At 51.5% G+C, this 16,469-nt stretch carries 16 protein-coding genes; 9 read left to right on the plus strand and 7 right to left on the minus strand.

From position 1 onward, the window contains the following. Both LKE08_RS26615 and LKE08_RS26620 read right to left on the minus strand, forming a co-directional pair. On the minus strand, positions 1-1,655 hold a 1,655-nt coding region (locus LKE08_RS26615), incomplete at its 3' end, for a sulfotransferase (protein WP_324707319.1). A gap of 69 nt (positions 1,656-1,724) precedes the next feature. Then, positions 1,725-2,804: a glycosyltransferase family 1 protein gene (locus LKE08_RS26620; RefSeq protein WP_324707320.1), complete on the minus strand. Its 1,080-nt coding sequence runs from the start codon at positions 2,802-2,804 to the stop codon at positions 1,725-1,727. A gap of 186 nt (positions 2,805-2,990) precedes the next feature. Here LKE08_RS26620 and LKE08_RS26625 point away from each other — a divergent pair, with 186 nt between their 5' ends. Further along, on the plus strand, positions 2,991-4,583 hold the full coding sequence (locus tag LKE08_RS26625) for a tetratricopeptide repeat protein (protein WP_324707321.1): 1,593 nt from the start codon (positions 2,991-2,993) through the stop codon (positions 4,581-4,583). Positions 4,584-4,611: 28 nt separating this feature from the next. Next, positions 4,612-4,833 carry a tetratricopeptide repeat protein gene (locus tag LKE08_RS26630; RefSeq protein ID WP_324707322.1) on the plus strand — a complete coding sequence of 74 codons (222 nt, stop codon included), beginning with the start codon at positions 4,612-4,614 and terminating at the stop codon, positions 4,831-4,833. Positions 4,834-5,117: 284 nt separating this feature from the next. On the opposite strand, the gene LKE08_RS26635 is transcribed toward LKE08_RS26630, so the two are convergent. The 3 genes from LKE08_RS26635 to LKE08_RS26645 form a co-directional block, all read right to left on the minus strand. Then, positions 5,118-6,938 carry a glycosyltransferase family A protein gene (locus tag LKE08_RS26635; protein WP_324707323.1) on the minus strand — a complete coding sequence of 607 codons (1,821 nt, stop codon included), beginning with the start codon at positions 6,936-6,938 and terminating at the stop codon, positions 5,118-5,120. Between the two features lie 41 nt (positions 6,939-6,979). Next, complete coding sequence (locus LKE08_RS26640; protein ID WP_324707324.1) at positions 6,980-8,656, minus strand: FkbM family methyltransferase; 1,677 nt, start codon at positions 8,654-8,656, stop codon at positions 6,980-6,982. Positions 8,657-8,747: 91 nt separating this feature from the next. Next, positions 8,748-9,524 (minus strand): HAD family hydrolase, encoded by a 777-nt coding sequence (locus LKE08_RS26645; protein ID WP_324707325.1) that lies wholly within the window; start codon positions 9,522-9,524, stop codon positions 8,748-8,750. 187 nt (positions 9,525-9,711) lie between these two features. On the opposite strand from LKE08_RS26645, the gene LKE08_RS26650 reads away from it, so the two are divergent. The 7 genes from LKE08_RS26650 (at position 9,712) to psbV2 (ending at position 14,388) form a co-directional block, all read left to right on the plus strand. Next, entirely contained in the window at positions 9,712-9,975 is a 264-nt protein-coding gene (locus LKE08_RS26650; protein ID WP_324707326.1) for a hypothetical protein, read from the plus strand. 176 nt (positions 9,976-10,151) lie between these two features. Beyond that, positions 10,152-10,964 (plus strand): A24 family peptidase, encoded by an 813-nt coding sequence (locus tag LKE08_RS26655; protein ID WP_324707327.1) that lies wholly within the window; start codon positions 10,152-10,154, stop codon positions 10,962-10,964. 17 nt (positions 10,965-10,981) lie between these two features. Further along, positions 10,982-11,203 carry a hypothetical protein gene (locus LKE08_RS26660; protein WP_324707328.1) on the plus strand — a complete coding sequence of 74 codons (222 nt, stop codon included), beginning with the start codon at positions 10,982-10,984 and terminating at the stop codon, positions 11,201-11,203. A 102-nt stretch (positions 11,204-11,305) separates the two neighbouring features. Continuing rightward, on the plus strand, positions 11,306-12,253 hold the full coding sequence (accD, locus tag LKE08_RS26665) for an acetyl-CoA carboxylase, carboxyltransferase subunit beta (protein WP_324707329.1): 948 nt from the start codon (positions 11,306-11,308) through the stop codon (positions 12,251-12,253). A gap of 66 nt (positions 12,254-12,319) precedes the next feature. Beyond that, a complete protein-coding gene (locus LKE08_RS26670) occupies positions 12,320-12,517 on the plus strand; it encodes a translation initiation factor IF-2 (RefSeq protein WP_324707330.1) in 198 nt (65 codons plus the stop codon). A 684-nt stretch (positions 12,518-13,201) separates the two neighbouring features. Next, positions 13,202-13,693 carry a photosystem II cytochrome c-550 gene (psbV, locus tag LKE08_RS26675; protein WP_324707331.1) on the plus strand — a complete coding sequence of 164 codons (492 nt, stop codon included), beginning with the start codon at positions 13,202-13,204 and terminating at the stop codon, positions 13,691-13,693. Positions 13,694-13,905: 212 nt separating this feature from the next. Further along, on the plus strand, positions 13,906-14,388 hold the full coding sequence (psbV2, locus tag LKE08_RS26680; RefSeq protein WP_324707334.1) for a photosystem II cytochrome PsbV2: 483 nt from the start codon (positions 13,906-13,908) through the stop codon (positions 14,386-14,388). A 94-nt stretch (positions 14,389-14,482) separates the two neighbouring features. Here psbV2 and fldA read toward each other — a convergent pair whose 3' ends face one another. After that, complete coding sequence (gene fldA / locus LKE08_RS26685) at positions 14,483-14,995, minus strand: flavodoxin FldA (protein WP_324707332.1); 513 nt, start codon at positions 14,993-14,995, stop codon at positions 14,483-14,485. A gap of 393 nt (positions 14,996-15,388) precedes the next feature. Beyond that, on the minus strand, positions 15,389-16,102 hold the full coding sequence (locus tag LKE08_RS26690) for a phycobilisome rod-core linker polypeptide (protein ID WP_324707333.1): 714 nt from the start codon (positions 16,100-16,102) through the stop codon (positions 15,389-15,391). Positions 16,103-16,469: the final 367 nt, after the last annotated feature.

The raw sequence follows: 16,469 nt of genomic DNA on the forward strand, positions 1-16,469 counted from the left end.
AACTCCCCTCGGGTTTGTTGCAACTGAGTTTGGGAGGTTTCCAACTCCCCTCGGGTTTGTTGCAACTGAGTTTGGGATTGCTCCAACTCCCCTTGGATTTGGTGAAGTTGAACTTGCAATCTTGCCTGGTTTTTCTGACTCTGATTTAATTTAACCATAGACTGGCTCAGTTGGATCTCAGTTGTCTCCAGTTGCGGCTCGAGTCGTCCCAATGTCGCCAGATACTGATGCTGTTTAGATTGAGATTTCTCTAGTTCTCCTTGGGTGTAATGTAGTTGAGCTATCGTCCTAGCTTCTGTTTTTTGTGCTTGTTTTAGTTGTAGCCTTAATTGGCTTAATATCATCTCACTTTTGAGGATCTGGGATTCAGTTTGGTTAAGCTGAGACTGTAATTTGTTTTGATGGGCTACAAGTTCTTTATTTTGCAGATCTGAGAGTTCCAACTCTTCTTGCGTCGAATGCAACTGGGACTGATAACGCATCACGTCCCACTGAGTTTGGCTGAGTTGGGATTTGGCTTGTTCTAGATCTTGCTGGGTTAAATTTAACTGGGATTGTAACTGCGATCGCACTTCAGTTAACTCGGTCGTTTTTTGATGCAGTTGACTGTGGGATTCCTTTAAAATTGACTCGGTTTTCTGTAACTGAGCTTGCGATTTTTCCAGCACTTCTTCCGTCTCATGCAACTGAGTCCGGAACTGCTCCACCAGCGATTCTGCTTTCTGAAGCTGAGACTGGGTTTGTTCGAGTTCATCCCGGCTCGGACTTTGTTCCAGTTCTGCTTTTAAAGATTTGTTTTCGGCTTCTACTCGACGAGAATGGGCCCAGTCGCGAAAAGCCCAAACGGAGTAGGGGGAAGACTTGATCCGATCGTTCCAGGACAGATCGGGCGTTTTCTCCGGATGCCATCCTCGCCCTTCGAGTTCCTGATACATTTCGATCGCTTCGGGGAAATAATGATCGATCAGACTCGGACGGTGCCCATCTTGAGAGAGATTGCTTTGGATGAGAGATGGCTCGTAAATTGCCGGTGAGGGATGGCTCAAATCGGTTTTGAATTGATGATTAATTTTTTCTATATATGCCGTTTGATGACCGACAATGGTTTGGAGATTTGCCAGCACACAGCGATCTGTATGTTGATTATAGAATTCCAAAACTTTTTGATTATAAAATAACCAATATTTGACCGCAAGATCTGGCTGCTCTTGAAAAATTTCGTCTCCGCGTCGATAGAGGGAATCAATCACTTCCCAAGGAGAACGGTAAATCAATAAAAACTTTGATTCGGGCAGCAAGTCGGCCCAAAAGTTTAATAGGAGTGTCGTCCGAGGTTCTTTCCATCCCCAAATCTGACTGACTGAATTTTGTTCGACAATTTGGTTTGCTTTTTCGAGTAATTCATCGGGAACTTCAATGGTTTCTTGCAAGGTCCAACCATCGATATTCACTCCCTGCGATCGCAAAACGTCGAGGTGAAACTCAAAAAAGTCGAGATTTTCAAAATAACCTTTAGGATTGAATTCTGTTGACGGCATCAACCGCCGCCCGATATGCAATCCCGCACTTTGGAGCAGCGATGCCACTAGGGACGTTCCGGAACGATGCATTCCGGTAATAATTAAAACTTTTTGGTCACTCTTTAAGTTCTGCATTGCAAAAAGTTGCGATTTGATTGTGTCCGAGTCTGTATGTATAGGTTTAAGTTTAGGATTGTAGTCAGTTTACCATAAAGTCTGAATATTATTTAAAATTTCTAAAAAAGCAGTCCGCTCTTTATTTAAACTGTGTTCGGTGGCGGTTTGGCTGGCGGCGGTCCGCATCAACTGACTCCGCACGGGAGGAAATTGGAGCGCCTCAAAAACGGCATTTAATATCCCTTCCACAGTATACTCCGGACGGAGACAATTGTAACCGGGCAGGCAAAACGACCGATTTCCGATACAATCCGGACAGATCGTCAGGGTTCCCAAGGCCATTCCTTCCAGGGCGGGCAGATAAAATCCCTCTCCCTCCGGTCGGTTGGGTAGGAACACGGTGATTTTAGCACGGTTGAGGTACTTTAGATAATCCGATCGCGGCAATTGAGATTGTAGCAGTTGAACCCCATACCCCATCGCTTGCAGCCGTTGTCGCAGTTGTTCCCCCAGTTGGGGTTCCTTGAGGGCAGCAATCAAAATTTCCACATCTCGCTCCGAATCCGGGGCGGGTTCGGGGAAGCCGTGTCGGTCCAGGCCGTTGGGGATGACAAACACCGGACCGTTGACCTGACGAGATTTAGCCAGGTAAGTTCCCACTTCCGGACTGACGCAGATGCGGATGGCTTTGTGGCGGAGAAAGGGATAGCGGGGGTTGTCGGGGTAGGCGTGGCGGACGTGTTGGATGAGGTTGATAATCGGGACGGGTGAATTTTGGCGTCGGGTTTCATCCAATAATAACCAGTCCAAACCTTCCATAAAAATAATGTCTGGCCGGGATAGAGGTTCGGATAATATCAGGTCTTTTTGGGTATTAAACCAGGGATTATCGGCCTTGATCGCACTCTGGGGCGAAAAATAAATCTGCGGTTGGTAGCTTTCCGAGTGGAGGACGTGATTGAAATAGTCCCAAACTTTTAAATGCCCTCCGGTCAAGCCGCCGTAATCTCGATAAAATAGGACGGATTTGCGGGGTAAATCATCGGATGGGGAAGCGACGACGGGGACACTCAAGCCCTGCATTTGGGCTTCCATTTGTTGCAGCCAAGATTGCGATCGCTCCAACTCCGAGTCGATCTGGTTTAATTTTTTGCGATCGAAGTCCATAATGCCTGTAAAATTGGGGGAGAGTTTCGACCTTTACCGAAGGCGATGGGAACATCCGACGGGATGGAATCCGTCTGGAGACTTCAAGATCCGTTGTCTCCTTTCCGATCGCAGCCATCCCTCTATTCTACCCGAGAATCTCCCCCTGTCTCAACTTCTTGAATGCAAAATACAATCGAAAAAAACATGAGCGTCAGTTCTTTCGACACGGCTAACCAATTGCTACGAAACGGTCAATTTGAGGAGGCGATCGCGACTTACAATCAGGCGATCGCGGAAAATCCCAAATCGGCTTGGTTTTACCACAACCTCGGAGAGGCCCTATCCCAGCGGGGGCGGTTGGATGAGGCGATCGCGGCCTACCGGCAAGCGGCCGAACTCAATCCGACTTCTGCCTGGTCTTACGACCGTTTGGGGACCCTCCTCGACCGTCAGGGCCACCTCAATGAGGCGGTCGCCTGTTTCCGGAAAGCGATCGAATTATATCCGAATTTTTACGAATTCTACAACAATTTGGGTTCGGTTCTCATGAAAGGGGCGAATCGGGAGGAAGCGATCGCCCTGTTTCAAAAGGGAATCGAGTTAAAATCCGACGATGCGGAACTGTATCACAATTTGGGGCTGGCTTTTGAGCAACAGCAGCAGACGGACGAGGCCGTTTCGGCTTACCGTCGGGCTCTCGAATTGAATCCTTACTGGCCCGATTGTCACCTGAGTTTGGGTCGCAGTTTGGAACACTCGGGCCAAGTCGAAGATGCGATCGCCTGCTATCGTCGGGCTTACGAACTCGACCCCAATTTGGCGGAAGCCCTGCGACAGTTGCAAATGATTTTAGAACAACAGGAACGCTGGGATGAACTCGCAATCCTTTACCGTCGGACTTGTAGCATCAATCCCGATGCGGCGGAAGCCCACGAACAGTTGGGGAGGACTTTAACCAAAACCCAGCAGTGGCAGGAAGCGATCGAGAGTTATCAGCGGGCCGGCGAATTGAACCCCAATTCGGCAGAGATTTTTCAGGAGTTGGGAAAAATTCTAACCTACTTAAATCGATGGGAAGCGGCAGTCGAGGCGTTTCAAAAAGCGATCGAACTCGATTCTAACTCCGCTCTTTTGTACCATCAATTCGGGCAAGCGTTGGCAAAATCCGAACGCTGGGAAGAGGCGATCGCGGCGTTCCGGCGGGCTTCTGAATTGCATCCCACATCGGCTCCCGTCTATTTTGATCTCGGACAAGCTCTGGCTCACATTTATCAGTGGGAAGAGGCGATCGCAATTGATCGCAAAGCGTTGGATTTGCATCCGGAAAATGCGATCGAGATTGAAACTCACCTACAACAAGTTCAGGATAAACAGCGTCGCCTCGAAGACGCGATCGCGACCTATCAACAAAGCAACGATTTCGATCCCAATTCCTTCGAGTCCTATCAAAATTTCGGACAGTTTCTCAGAAGTAAAGGACAGGTGGAAGAAGCGATCGCAGCGTTCCGAAAGGCTTCCTCTCTCAACCCTCAGTCGGCTGTCGCTTTTCATCAGTTGGGTTACACCCTGGCAACTGTTAGCCGGTGGCAGGATGCGATCGCAGCCTATCAAATTGCCGCTCAACTCAACCCTCACTCCCCCCACGTTCAATACCACATCGGGGAAGCCTTGGTTCAGGAGGGGCGGTTGGATGAGGCGATCGCCCACTATCAGCGATCGATTACGATCGACCCGGAATTTGAGGAGGGTTACGATGCTTTAAAACAGGCGATCGCAAAAAAAAAAGTTAGCCAATAAAACCGACCCCATTTCTCACTATCGGAATTTGCTCCGAGACAGTCCCAACAATCCTGACATCCATCAGGAGTTGGGACAACTTTTGCATCGCGAGGGTCAAACGAAAGAGGCGATCGCTCATTATCAAAAGGCGATGGAACTGCGGGGAGAACCGATTCACCTGTGGTATTATCGCAATTTGGGAGAGGCGATGATTCGGAATGAAAACCCCAATTCAAATGGGCATAATATCGTCGAGTCTCAGTTGTAAATTCGGGAACAGATAAGAAGCGATCGGCTCTCCCAAGCGATATTGCTGCTGTTGATCAATACCATCCACCAACTGGCAGACTGTCAAAGTTGGTTGTTTGGGATTGCCGATAAATTGCAAGCCACTCCCGAGGGCGCAAGCCAGGGGCCCCTACCAGCAAAAATCATCGGTCGATGATTGGGGAGGTTTTGCGGTCAAAAAATCGGTTCTGATATCAGTGGTGGAGATAAAGTGTCAGTCATCGGTATTATTAAAATAGACATTTTTTCGTGTGAAACCTAACATCAATAAATTTTAGCATGACTGACTTTTGATTGAGTTATCATGTCTTCGGTTATCCCCAAATTTTGCCAACTTTGGATGTCGAAAGAATAGCCATATTCTCTGGAAATATTGATAAACCGTTCCCGGAAATTATTGATCGTTTCTTGGGGGCTGTAAGGGCTGTAATTTCGGGATTTTTCGAGCAATTGACGCATCCGATCGCCCTCTCCGGTATGATACGCCAAACAAGCCAGCCACACCGACACTTGATAGCGGGCGAGGGATTCTAGGGGACGCATCCAATCCCGCAGGGTGGGGCGAGAAAAGTAATGATCTATCAGTTGATTTGCTTCCGTAGATAGTTTTGCGATCGCACCCCATTCGACATTATTACCGGTACAATCTAGGGTGATATTTTCCAAACAAATTCCCGCCGCCCCGCGAGAGGATAAATTGAGCAATAAATCCAAAGTTGCCGCGTGGGGAGAGAGGCGAGAATCAAATCCTCCCCACCGTTGAACCCAGGAACGCCGGAATAGAATCGCCCCGGTTTGAATCAGTCGCCACAGGTTCGGCAACATCCAGATATGAACGCCGTGCAAACCTTCCCGACCTGTTAAAATGGGGATCAGAGCGTGCCACGGTTGGACTTCTGAATCGCCAGTTTTCCAACCCGAAAATACCATTTCAAGGGAACCCGCCCGCCTTTCAAAACAGTCAACTTGTCGAGACAGGCTATTGGGTAATAAAATAGAATCTGCATCTATAAATAGTACAAATTCTCCCCGAGCAATTTCTAACCCTTGATTTCTGGCGGATATGATGTCGGCGTTGCTTTGGCGGATGTATCGGACGGAATTATGATAAGATTTGATCAGTTCTGGAGTCTTGTCGGTGGAATTGCGATCGCTGACAATAATTTCTATGTCGTCGTAATTTTGATTTAAAATGCTGGCGATCGCACGAGATAAACTTTCGGCTTGATTGTGAGTACAAATAATAACACTAACTCGGGGATTTTCAGCCACCGCCGCCGGTATTAAATAATGGGTCGCATCGGCACTACTCCCGGCAAAATGCCCCCGCAATAGGGTTTGATTTTGCTGGGCTTCCGTTCCGTGAAATGCTTCGAGTCGGTTGCCCGGAAGATGTCCGTAATCGTGATTTTGGTGAATAATAGTAATGGTTTGGCTGGCATTAATCACCGGATAGCCACGTTTGAGAGCTTCCCCCACCATCCAGTTATCCCACCCCGGACGACCGATCGCAAATTCGGGAAGTAGGCGAAACAGAGGTTTCGGAAATACGAAGTAATCCAAAGCACCCACGCCGCTGAAAATTCCAGCCTTCTGGATGCGATCGCGTAACTTTTTTTCCCAGTCTTGATGATTATAATTAATCCGTTCAAAAATATCCAAATTCCAACGTCGTCCCACCATCAAAAATTGGGGATTTTGGGCGACAACCTGCTGAACCGTCGGCAGAAAATCGCCCGTCAGAATAATATCTGAATTGACATAAGTGAGAATCGGATAAGAAGCGTGATGGTGGACTCGGGCAAAAATATCATTCAGTAAAGGTGTCCCCCGTTGGTTGACTTTGACATCAGGGATATGTTTGAGATTAAATTCTCGGGCAATTTCCCCAACTCCTGCATCGTTTCCCAATAAGATAATTTCGGGTTTGGGTTTTAATCGAGTCCAACTGGCGATCGCATTCCGCTGAATCATGCCGACGGAACCGAAAAACGATTTTGGAACCGCAAAAATCGTTATTTTTAGCGTCGGTTTTATATAGTCAAAAATTGAGAGCGATCGCACTTTATTCACTTTAGGATTCATGTAACTCTGAGAACATTGCCTCGACACCCACCAACTTGGATTTAATCCTGAATTGTTTCAGAAAGAATTTTAGCCAACATTTTGACGTGAGCGGCATTATTTGAATTGGATGCTGATGGCAGGGCTGGATTCTGTTTGAGTTCCTCTTGTAGTTGCTGGATTTGAGATTGATACTGTTCCAATTCCTCTTTGTTTTTGTACAACTGAGCCGTCGCCTGTTCGAGTTCCACCTGCACTTCATCCAGTTGGAAGTTTGCCATCTCCAATTCTTCCCGAGTATCGTGCAGCTCGGAACGACTTTTATCGAGTTCCTTTTGAGTTTCTTGCTGTTGTGTTTGAGCCGTTTTGAGCTGTTCTTGAGATTGTTTCAGTTGAGACTGGGATTGTTCCAATTCCTTCTGATTCTGTTGCAGTTCCGACTGGGATTGTTCCAATTCCTTCTGATTTTGCTGTAATTGCGATCGCAGTTGTTCCCGTTCCGACTGGGATTGTTCCAATTCCTTCTGATTCTGCTGTAATTGCGATCGCAGTTGTTCCCGTTCCGACTGGGATTGTTCCAATTCCTTTTGATTCTGCTGTAATTGCGATCGCAGTTGTTCCCGTTCCGACTGGGATTGTTCCAGTTCCTTCTGATTCTGCTGTAATTGCGATCGCAGTTGTTCCCGTTCCGACTGGGATTGTTCCAATTCCTTCTGATTCTGTTTGAGTTGAAGGTGAGATCGTTCAAGCTCTGCCAAGATTTGATCCCGTTGAGCTTGCAATTCTTCCAACTCTTCCTGAGCTTGTTTCAGTTGAGCGTGAGATGATTCAAGTTTTTTTGATTCTTCCCGAGCTTGTTGGAGTTGCGATTGAAACTGCTCCAACTCCTTTTTATTTTGTTGTGACTCGGATTGCGATCGCTCCAATTTGTCCCGAGTCTCTTTCAATTCAGATTGTGATTTTTCTAACTCTTCCTGAGTTTGATGTAATTGCGATCGCAGTTGTTCCTGTTGAGCTGCGGATTTTTCGAGTTCTGTGGGTTCCGGTTCCGGCTCGGGTTCCGTGCGGATGGTTTCCGCGACTTCGGCGGGAATGGCGGAGCGATTGATTAGATTATTGCGAATGTAGAGAACTTCGCATCGCTCGGGGTGGTAAGGGGTGGCGTGAGCGACGGGGGTGAAATAATGCTCCGCTAAAAATGCGTCCACTTGCTCGACAGTTGCTCCCCCTTCAAATAGCTCTTTGTGACTGGTAGTGGTGTAAATTGCATCCAGGTTTTTGAGGAGTTCGGAGGCTCCGGTGAGGGCGAGGAGTTCGGCGCCTTGGATGTCGAGATACAAACAGTTGAAGTCTTCGGGACGGAGGTTGAGTTCGCCGAGGAGGGTGTCGAGGGTGCGGGTTTCGACGGTGATTTGTTCGGTTTCTTTGAGATTGGGATAAAGATTTTTATATCCGTTTAGGGGGAGAATCGAACTGTTGGATTCGAGGTTGGTGACGTGCAGGGTGGCGGTACTATTTTGGTCAGCGATCGCACGATTAACTGTCAAAATATTCGCCTGTCTTTCCGCATTCATCTCCAGACGCTCGCAGGTTTCTGGATGGGCTTCGACGAGCAGCATTTTGGGATTATTAAAACTGGCAAAACGTTTGAGCGATCGCCCTTCCCCTGCTCCGACATATATGATCCCGCGAGGGGTAATTTTATGGGTTTCAAAAATTTGCTGTAATTTAAGTTTCATGGATACTCAATTTGGGAATATTAAACCGAATTATAATTTTCTGAAGCCGGCAGCATGGGGGGCTAAAGCCCAACAACGGAAAAGGTGAATATTACCACTCCGAAAAGTCCCGGGCGAATGCGGGGAGGGACAGCAACCGGATTGGCGGATGTTCCGCAACGGACGCCCGTTCTGCTTCCGTATTGTAGCCCCAGTCAGCTAAGAACAGTTGCACTGCATCGAGATCGGGTTGACGCTGTACCGATAATAGGGTTTTGAGTCGATCCTCGACAAACCCGATCGTCGGACTCGGTTCGGACATTGCCAACAGATCCCGCAGGGTTTGGTGTTTGGGTTGCTTGTGTCCCTTGCCAAATATCGTCCCCGAGGGGAGGTGAATTCCCTGTTTTTCCAGGAGCGATCGCACGAACCGTTCTTCCTTGGTGGTGATAATCCGCAGTTCGACTTTCCCCCCATCCAGAATATCTCGAATGCGATCGCACACCCCCGGATAAAATCGGTGCAACCCCAGCCACCCCTCCAAATCCGCCGAGATCCAATCGTCCCGGACGCGATCGAGCCTGGGGCCGAGTTCTTGGGGCTGCAAATCTTCTTTTTCCACCAAGCGATCGCGGATTTCGTGCCAATTTTCCAAAATTTCAGCCTCCGACACCCCCAAAATTAACGCCTTCACCAACAGCGGCATTTCCCACCCCGTCTCGATCACCGGGCGGGTCTGGTAGAATTTGGGGGGCAAATCTTCCGGCGGCGTGGCGTCCGGGGGCGACCAAATTTCCAAATAGGTTCGCCAAGCCGTCTGAAAATACTCGATCAAGCCGTCGCAGACGACGCCATCGAAGTCCAGGGCGAGGAGGGTAGGTGCGGTCATAAGATTTTCAATGGGGGAGATGTGGGAATGGAGTTAATCTGGAGCAATTGTACCCAAATTCAGGGAACAGACAACGAAACAATTTGTTCCGCCGCCCCTTGAAGCCGGGGCGTTCCTGAGCTACTGTTAATCCTATCGATCAACCGAACGCTCCGACTCCGTTCGCTCACCCTCGGGAATCAATTTTGTGGTTTACGCCCCAAAGTCAGCGTTAGAATATGCGATCGCCCCACAGAAATCCCCGGACTTGCCCGATCCCCACTTGCTTCGGGTCGCCCGACAAATTTATCATGCCTATCTGGAAGTCCACGCCCGACGGATGCGGCGTCCCTTCGGAGTGGCGGTCCATTCCCGCAGCTATCGCGGTTTGCTGATTTTCTCCGCCAAACCGATTTTGCTTCCCGGAGAACGGTTTATTCCCTTCGAGCAGATCGAATCGGAACTGCATTAATTGGGGTGTGGGGTGTGCTCGGTGGGGTGTGGGGAATAGGGAGTCGGTATTAGGGAGTCGGGAGTCGTGACGATGATGCATCAACTTTCCCTCCCCCTCCTCCGCCTCTTCCCCCTCCTCCGCCTCCTGAGCCCCTCCGCCTCCTGTGCCCCCCTGCCCCTCCGCTTCTTTAAAAAATGGATATTTTAGCTGATTTACCGGCGTTTTTGATCGTGTTTGCCTTGGGTGCGTCCGTGGGCAGCTTCCTGAACGTGATCGTGTATCGGGTTCCGGCGGGGCTGTCGGTGCTGCGTCCGCCCTCCCGGTGTCCGCACTGCCACACCCGGTTGGGGATAACAGAAAATGTGCCGGTGTTCGGCTGGCTGTGGTTGCGGGGGCGGTGTCGCCACTGCCGGGCCCCAATTTCAAGTCGCTATCCCCTGGTAGAGGGGGCGACGGGGCTATTATTTTTGTTGATATTTTTGACCGGATCGGGTAGCGTGGTCGAACTGTTGGGGACTTGGGCGTTATTTGCTTGGCTGCTGGCTTTGTCTCTCATCGATGTGGATACGTTTACCCTTCCCAACCCGCTGACACAATCGGGCCTGGTTGTCGGGCTGTGTTATCAGGGGTTGCGGGGGTGGCAGGCGGGGGAATTAGCCCAACAGTTAATGGTGGGAATTTTGGGGGCGGTGGTAGGGTTGTGGCTGTTTGAAACCATCGCCTTTGTGGGATCGATCGCTTTCGGACAGGCGGCAATGGGCGCCGGAGATGGTAAACTGGCAGCTCTGATGGGAGCGTGGTTAGGGTGGAAACTCCTGCTCGTCGCCGGGTTCATTGCCTGTGCTCTGGGGGCCTTCGTCGGGGGAGGCGCGATCGCTCTGGGGATTTTGAACCGCCGTCAACCCATGCCTTTCGGGCCTTTTTTGGCGATCGGTGCTGGTGTGACGGCCCTCTGGGGTGAGACAATACTTTCAACTTACATGACCTTGTTTTTCCCCGCCGTCTGAGTCGCTTGGATCGGATCGTGTCTTGGATCACACTAAAAACTACTGCGATGCGCTGGGAAGCCGAGTTGATGCAGCAAGTCCTAGCCGCCCATGATATCCCGGCCCGGGTGATTCACTTGGGAGCCGGATCATACATGGGAATGGGGAGTCCGGCGGCATTGCAGGTCCGCTCGGAACATCAGTGGACGGCACTGCTGCTGCTGAGTCCCATTGAAGAAGAGCAAGAGTCAGCGGATTGACACGGCGACACCTCGGGACGGTTCCATCGGGTCCCAATGCCCGATCCCGCTTCCCGTCACCCGGTTCAAAACCCATTCACACATCAAAACAGCTTTTAATTAATGTCTCTATTCGATTGGTTTGCAAATCGACGAAAATCCGTTCCCATCAGCCCCGATCGCCAAGAGCGAGAAATCGCCGATGGCCTGTGGGTCAAGTGCGAACGGTGCGGTGCGTTGACTTATACCAAAGATCTCCAGGCGAACCAGATGGTTTGTCTCGAATGCGACTATCATATGCAGGTCTACAGCGACGATCGCATCGCACAGCTCATCGACGAGAACACCTGGCGGCCGGTCGCGGCGGACCTGTGTTCGGTCGATCCCCTCAACTTCCGCGATCGCAAGCCCTACGGCGACCGCCTGCGGGAATACCGCGAAAAAACCGGCCAACTCGACGCCGTACAGACCGGGATCGGTTTGCTGCACGGGGAACCCGTCGCCCTGGGGGTGATGGATTTCCGGTTCATGGGGGGCAGCATGGGTTCGGTGGTGGGGGAAAAACTCACCCGCCTGATCGAACGCGGCACCCGGGAGGGGTATCCCGTCCTCATCGTCTGTTCCTCGGGCGGCGCCCGGATGCAGGAGGGGATGTTGAGCCTGATGCAAATGGCCAAAATTTCCGGTGCCCTGGAGCGACACCGGGAGCACAAGTTGCTTTACATCCCCGTCCTCACCCACCCCACCACGGGGGGCGTCACGGCCAGCTTCGCCATGCTCGGCGACATTATCCTGGCCGAACCCGGGGCGACTATCGGGTTTGCCGGCCGGCGGGTGATCGAGCAGACCCTGCGGGAAAAGCTCCCCGACGACTTCCAGACCTCCGAATATTTGATGGCCCACGGTTTCATCGACGCGATCGTTCCCCGGACGCAGTTGAAAAAGACCCTCGCCCAACTGATCCGCCTGCACCGCCCCCCCCAGCCGCCCCAGCGGCCCTTCGTCACCCTGCCGGAGTCCAAGTCCCTCACCCACCACGTCAACAGCGCGGAGGAAACCCAGCACCGGTAGCCCCGGTTTGCAGCGATCGCGGTCCTGCCTATAATTGGGGATCGACCCCCATTTTTATCAATTTCTATGGGTTTTGCCGATCTGTCCGTCGCCGAAATTGCCGAGGACTGCGACCTCCCCGTTTCCGAAGTGATGGCCCTGTGCGATCGCCTCGGAATTGCCTACCAACACCCCCAAACCCGACTGGCTCTCGAAGATGTCAAGGCCATCCTGTCGGCCGTCGAGGCCCGTTCGGGCGCGGGGGATTCCGGAGGGTCAGAATAACACCCGCGGCTCGGACTGTGGGGGGCCCGGGGCGGCGATCGTCCCACCCCCGACCCGGACAGAATCGATCGGCTTTCGGGAGCCTCCCGAGCCGATTTCAACTCTTTTCAGATGTCACGTTCTCTGGTACTATCCAAAAGTCAGTCTAGAACGGTAGCACAGGCATCTTGCCTGTAAGTGAACCGTAGCACAGGCATCTTGCCTGTGAGGATCAACTCCCGTCCTGAATGGATACCCTACCACACACCAATATCGGTGAGCGTGATGTTAGTGGCAGAGGAATGAAAAACCTCTTTTAAAAATCCGAGGATACCGGCGAGTTCCGAACCCAGAAAAGTTAATCATTTAAACCCCGAAACTGTACGGCTCGGTACGTCGGAACAGTCTAAAAGTACGCTTCTGGAGAAGATACCTCTGGCGTCGGATGGCCTCGAACTCGGCCGTCGCACCGTTTGGCGGTGGGCGATCTGAGGGGAGGTTCGGGCTGGTTCCCCATTCGACATCAGGTATTTTCGATGAAGGAAGAATCCCCTCGCCTTCGGACTCCAGAAGTGTCCAACGGGACGATTGATCAAACGAGTTCTGAGAGGGGAGCGCCGAAAACGGGGACTTCAACTGCTCATCGTCGCGGATTGAGCGCTTCCCATCGTGCGTTCTATAACCATCTAAAAGTTAAGGAGAACCATGCTAAAAAGGTACATTTGGTTGGCCGTCGCCACCGTATTTTTCACCTTCCAGATGTGGGTGGGAAATGCAAATGCTTTGGACTTGAGCCCAGAAACGAGAACGCTGCCACTCAACGCCGAGGGGGATACGGTGGTCTTGAGTTTAAAGGAAATCAAGAAAGGCCAAAAGGTGTTCAATGACACCTGCGCCCAGTGCCATGCTTTGGGGATGACGAAAACGAACCCCGATGTCAACTTGAGTCCCGAATCCCTCGCCTTCGCGACCCCGCCTCGGGATAACATTGAGGCAATGGTTGATTATTTAAAAAAACCGACCACCTACGATGGTTTCATCGAGATCTCTGAATTCCATCCGAGCTTGAAGAGTGCGGACATTTATCCGGAGATGAGAAATATCACGGAAGATGACCTGTATGATGTGGCGGGTTATATCTTGTTGCAACCCAAAGTTCGGGGCGAACAGTGGGGTGGCGGTAAATACCTCCGTTAATCTTTCCCTTTTTTAAAGATTGACACCGGCATTTTAGACTTCGGATTTTGGGTTTTGGATGGGACTCGATTGGGTGTCCGGGGAATTGCGATCGCCCCGTTCTCAAGCTGTCACCGCTAAGATCTAAAATCTGAGGTCTAAAATTTTGAGAAGAGATGGACTCGACCCCGATCGCCGGGGGGGCATCTCTGCAAAAGTTCATTCACAATCAAATGTTTCGTCATAATTTTTTACGTTCTCTGGTTATTTTAATGCTGACTTGGATCGGCTGGGCGGTTTTCAGTTTCCCCGCCCAAGCGGAAACGGCTGATCCCTACGTATTGCGCTACTTGGCGGACGAACCCGTGGAAATGGCCCGCGATCGCCAAGGCCAAACTCAAACCTTCACCCCGGCGGAACTCTCCGAGGGGAAAGATCTGTTCGCCAACAACTGCCTGAGTTGCCACACGGGGGGACGGACGGCCCAGTATCCGACGGTTTCCCTCTCCCTCAAAGACCTCAAAGGCGCCTCTCCCCCCCGGGACAATATCTCCAATTTGGTCGCCTACATGAGACACCCCGTCAGCTACGACGGCAGCGATACCAACTACTGGTGTCGGGAAGTGACAGAACGTTGGATGTCCGAATCCCAAATTGAAAATCTCGCCGCCTTCCTGCTGCGGGCGGCGGAAACCGCACCCAACTGGGGAGAATAAAAACTGGCGACCCGGGACTTTCGCCCGGATCGGGTCGCCAGCCCAAGTTTAGACCATCAGCAAGTGTCTGCAACACTCAAAATTCGATCGCGACTCAAATTCCAAAAGCCGACTTGATCTGATCACACCAGGTTTGGATGCGTTCTTCCGTCTTTTCGGACTCGTTGTCATCGTCGAGGGCCAGACCGCAAAATTTGCCGTCGCGCATCGCCTTCGAGTCCGTATGCTCGTAGCCGTCGGCGGGCCAGTAACCCACCGTCTTGCCCCCCAAGCCGGAAATCTTTTCTTCCAAAATACCCATCGCATCCTGGAAGTTGTCGGCGTAGCCAACTTGGTCGCCGGTGCCGAAGTAGGCGACCATTTTGCCGCTGAAGTCCACTTCGTCCAAGTCGTCGATGATGGCATCCCAGTCATCTTGCAAATCTCCGACATTCCAGGTCGGACACCCGATGATGATGCAGTCGTACTCCGCCAAATCGGCCGCGCTCTTGTCGCCGATGTCGTGGAGATCAACAACCGAATCTCCTCCGAGTGCGGCCCGCACTTGCTCGGCGGCATCCGCAGTTTTGCCGGTGGTTGAGCCGTAGAATAATCCAATTTTTGCCATGATTTTTTACGATTGAAATGTCACTCGAAAAAGGGTCGGGGCAGGCAGGCAATCCCCGGGGCGAACTCAACTCATCAGACAATAATAATTGTCGATAGTGACCGCCGGATGACTCCGAAAATTGCCTGAGAAACGGGGATGATATCAAATCCGGTTGAATGCTCGGAACACAAAACGGGTTGGATGTCCAGACCGCTTTGGAATCAATTCCAAAGCTAATAGCTCAAATCATCTGAAGATGATTGGGAAGATTTTTCGGTCAAATAACCGGATTTGATCTGAAAAACGGATCGCCCCGCGCGATCGCGCCTTCTATTGACTCTCTTTTTCAATAGTCTACCCCACCGTATCGCACTTGGCACTTAATGACAAGAATTCTTATTTGATATCCCGTCAGCGGGGGGACGTCACGAACAGCAACGTCGCCACCAGCAAAGCCGCCGCCGCCGTCGGCACCAGCGATAAGACGCGGCGGTAAACCCCGGCGCTGCGATCGACAACGCCATTGTCCGATCGCCGCAACCGCCCCGAACGGTAGAGCCCGTCGAGATGATACGAATCGTAGCGGGCCATCCTGGCAAAGGGCAATTCCCCCGTGCCACGCCCGGGCAAAATGCGCCGTCGCTGGTAGGGAATCCCCTCGTCCCCAAACACATTCAAATACTCTTCCGTCCCCAGCAGTTCGTCCACGAAGCCCCGGAGTCCTTTGGTCGCCAACACAATCGACCAAGCCAGCTTTTCGCGCTGGTTGTAAACCGATCGCCCCAGCACCCGTTGAATGCACAATTCGACGAACCGATAATTACTGTTGGTGTCATAATTGAGCCGCCGAAACGAGTCCGACAGCAACAGGCGCCGGATGAAGTCCCGCATGGTAATTTGTCGCATCCGCAACAGGGACTCCGCCGTTGCCTGCCGGTGGGCCGCGATAAGCTGCTGTTCGTTAAAAATTTGCCGGTAGGCGGCCCGGATCGCATCGTCCATCTCGGACCCAGACAGGGCCGCGTCGAAGATGTATCGCCGGGGAGTCTCGTCCCCGGGTATTTCAAATCCCTCGACCCGCTGATTTTGGCTGGCGGGGGGATAATTGAGTAAAGGAAGGGTCATGGTTGTCTCGTTTCGTTCCGTTCTCTGAAAAATGGTCGTTTGATGGAAACGGGAACTCCTATCAAATCCGATTGAATGCCCGGAAAAAGCCGGTTGGATATCCACACCGCTCGGGAATTGATTCCCGAGCTAATAGCTAAAATCCTCTCAAGAGGATTGGGTAAGGTTCTGCGGGCAAATCACCGGATCTGATATCGGACTCCCGTTCCTCCAACGATGTCGGTCGGGCGGAGGGCGCAGGGAGGATTTACGGCACTTTTCAAGCCAATTAAGGTACACTAATTGACTTGAAGTCCCCATCCCCCCCTACCCCCCCTTTGTAAGGGGGGAGATCAGGGGGGATAATGGCGGATCGAACCGTATCGCA

Origin of the sequence: Lyngbya sp. CCY1209 (genome assembly GCF_035615495.1) — a bacterium.
In the GTDB taxonomy this organism is placed as follows: Bacteria; Cyanobacteriota; Cyanobacteriia; order Cyanobacteriales; family Microcoleaceae; genus Limnospira.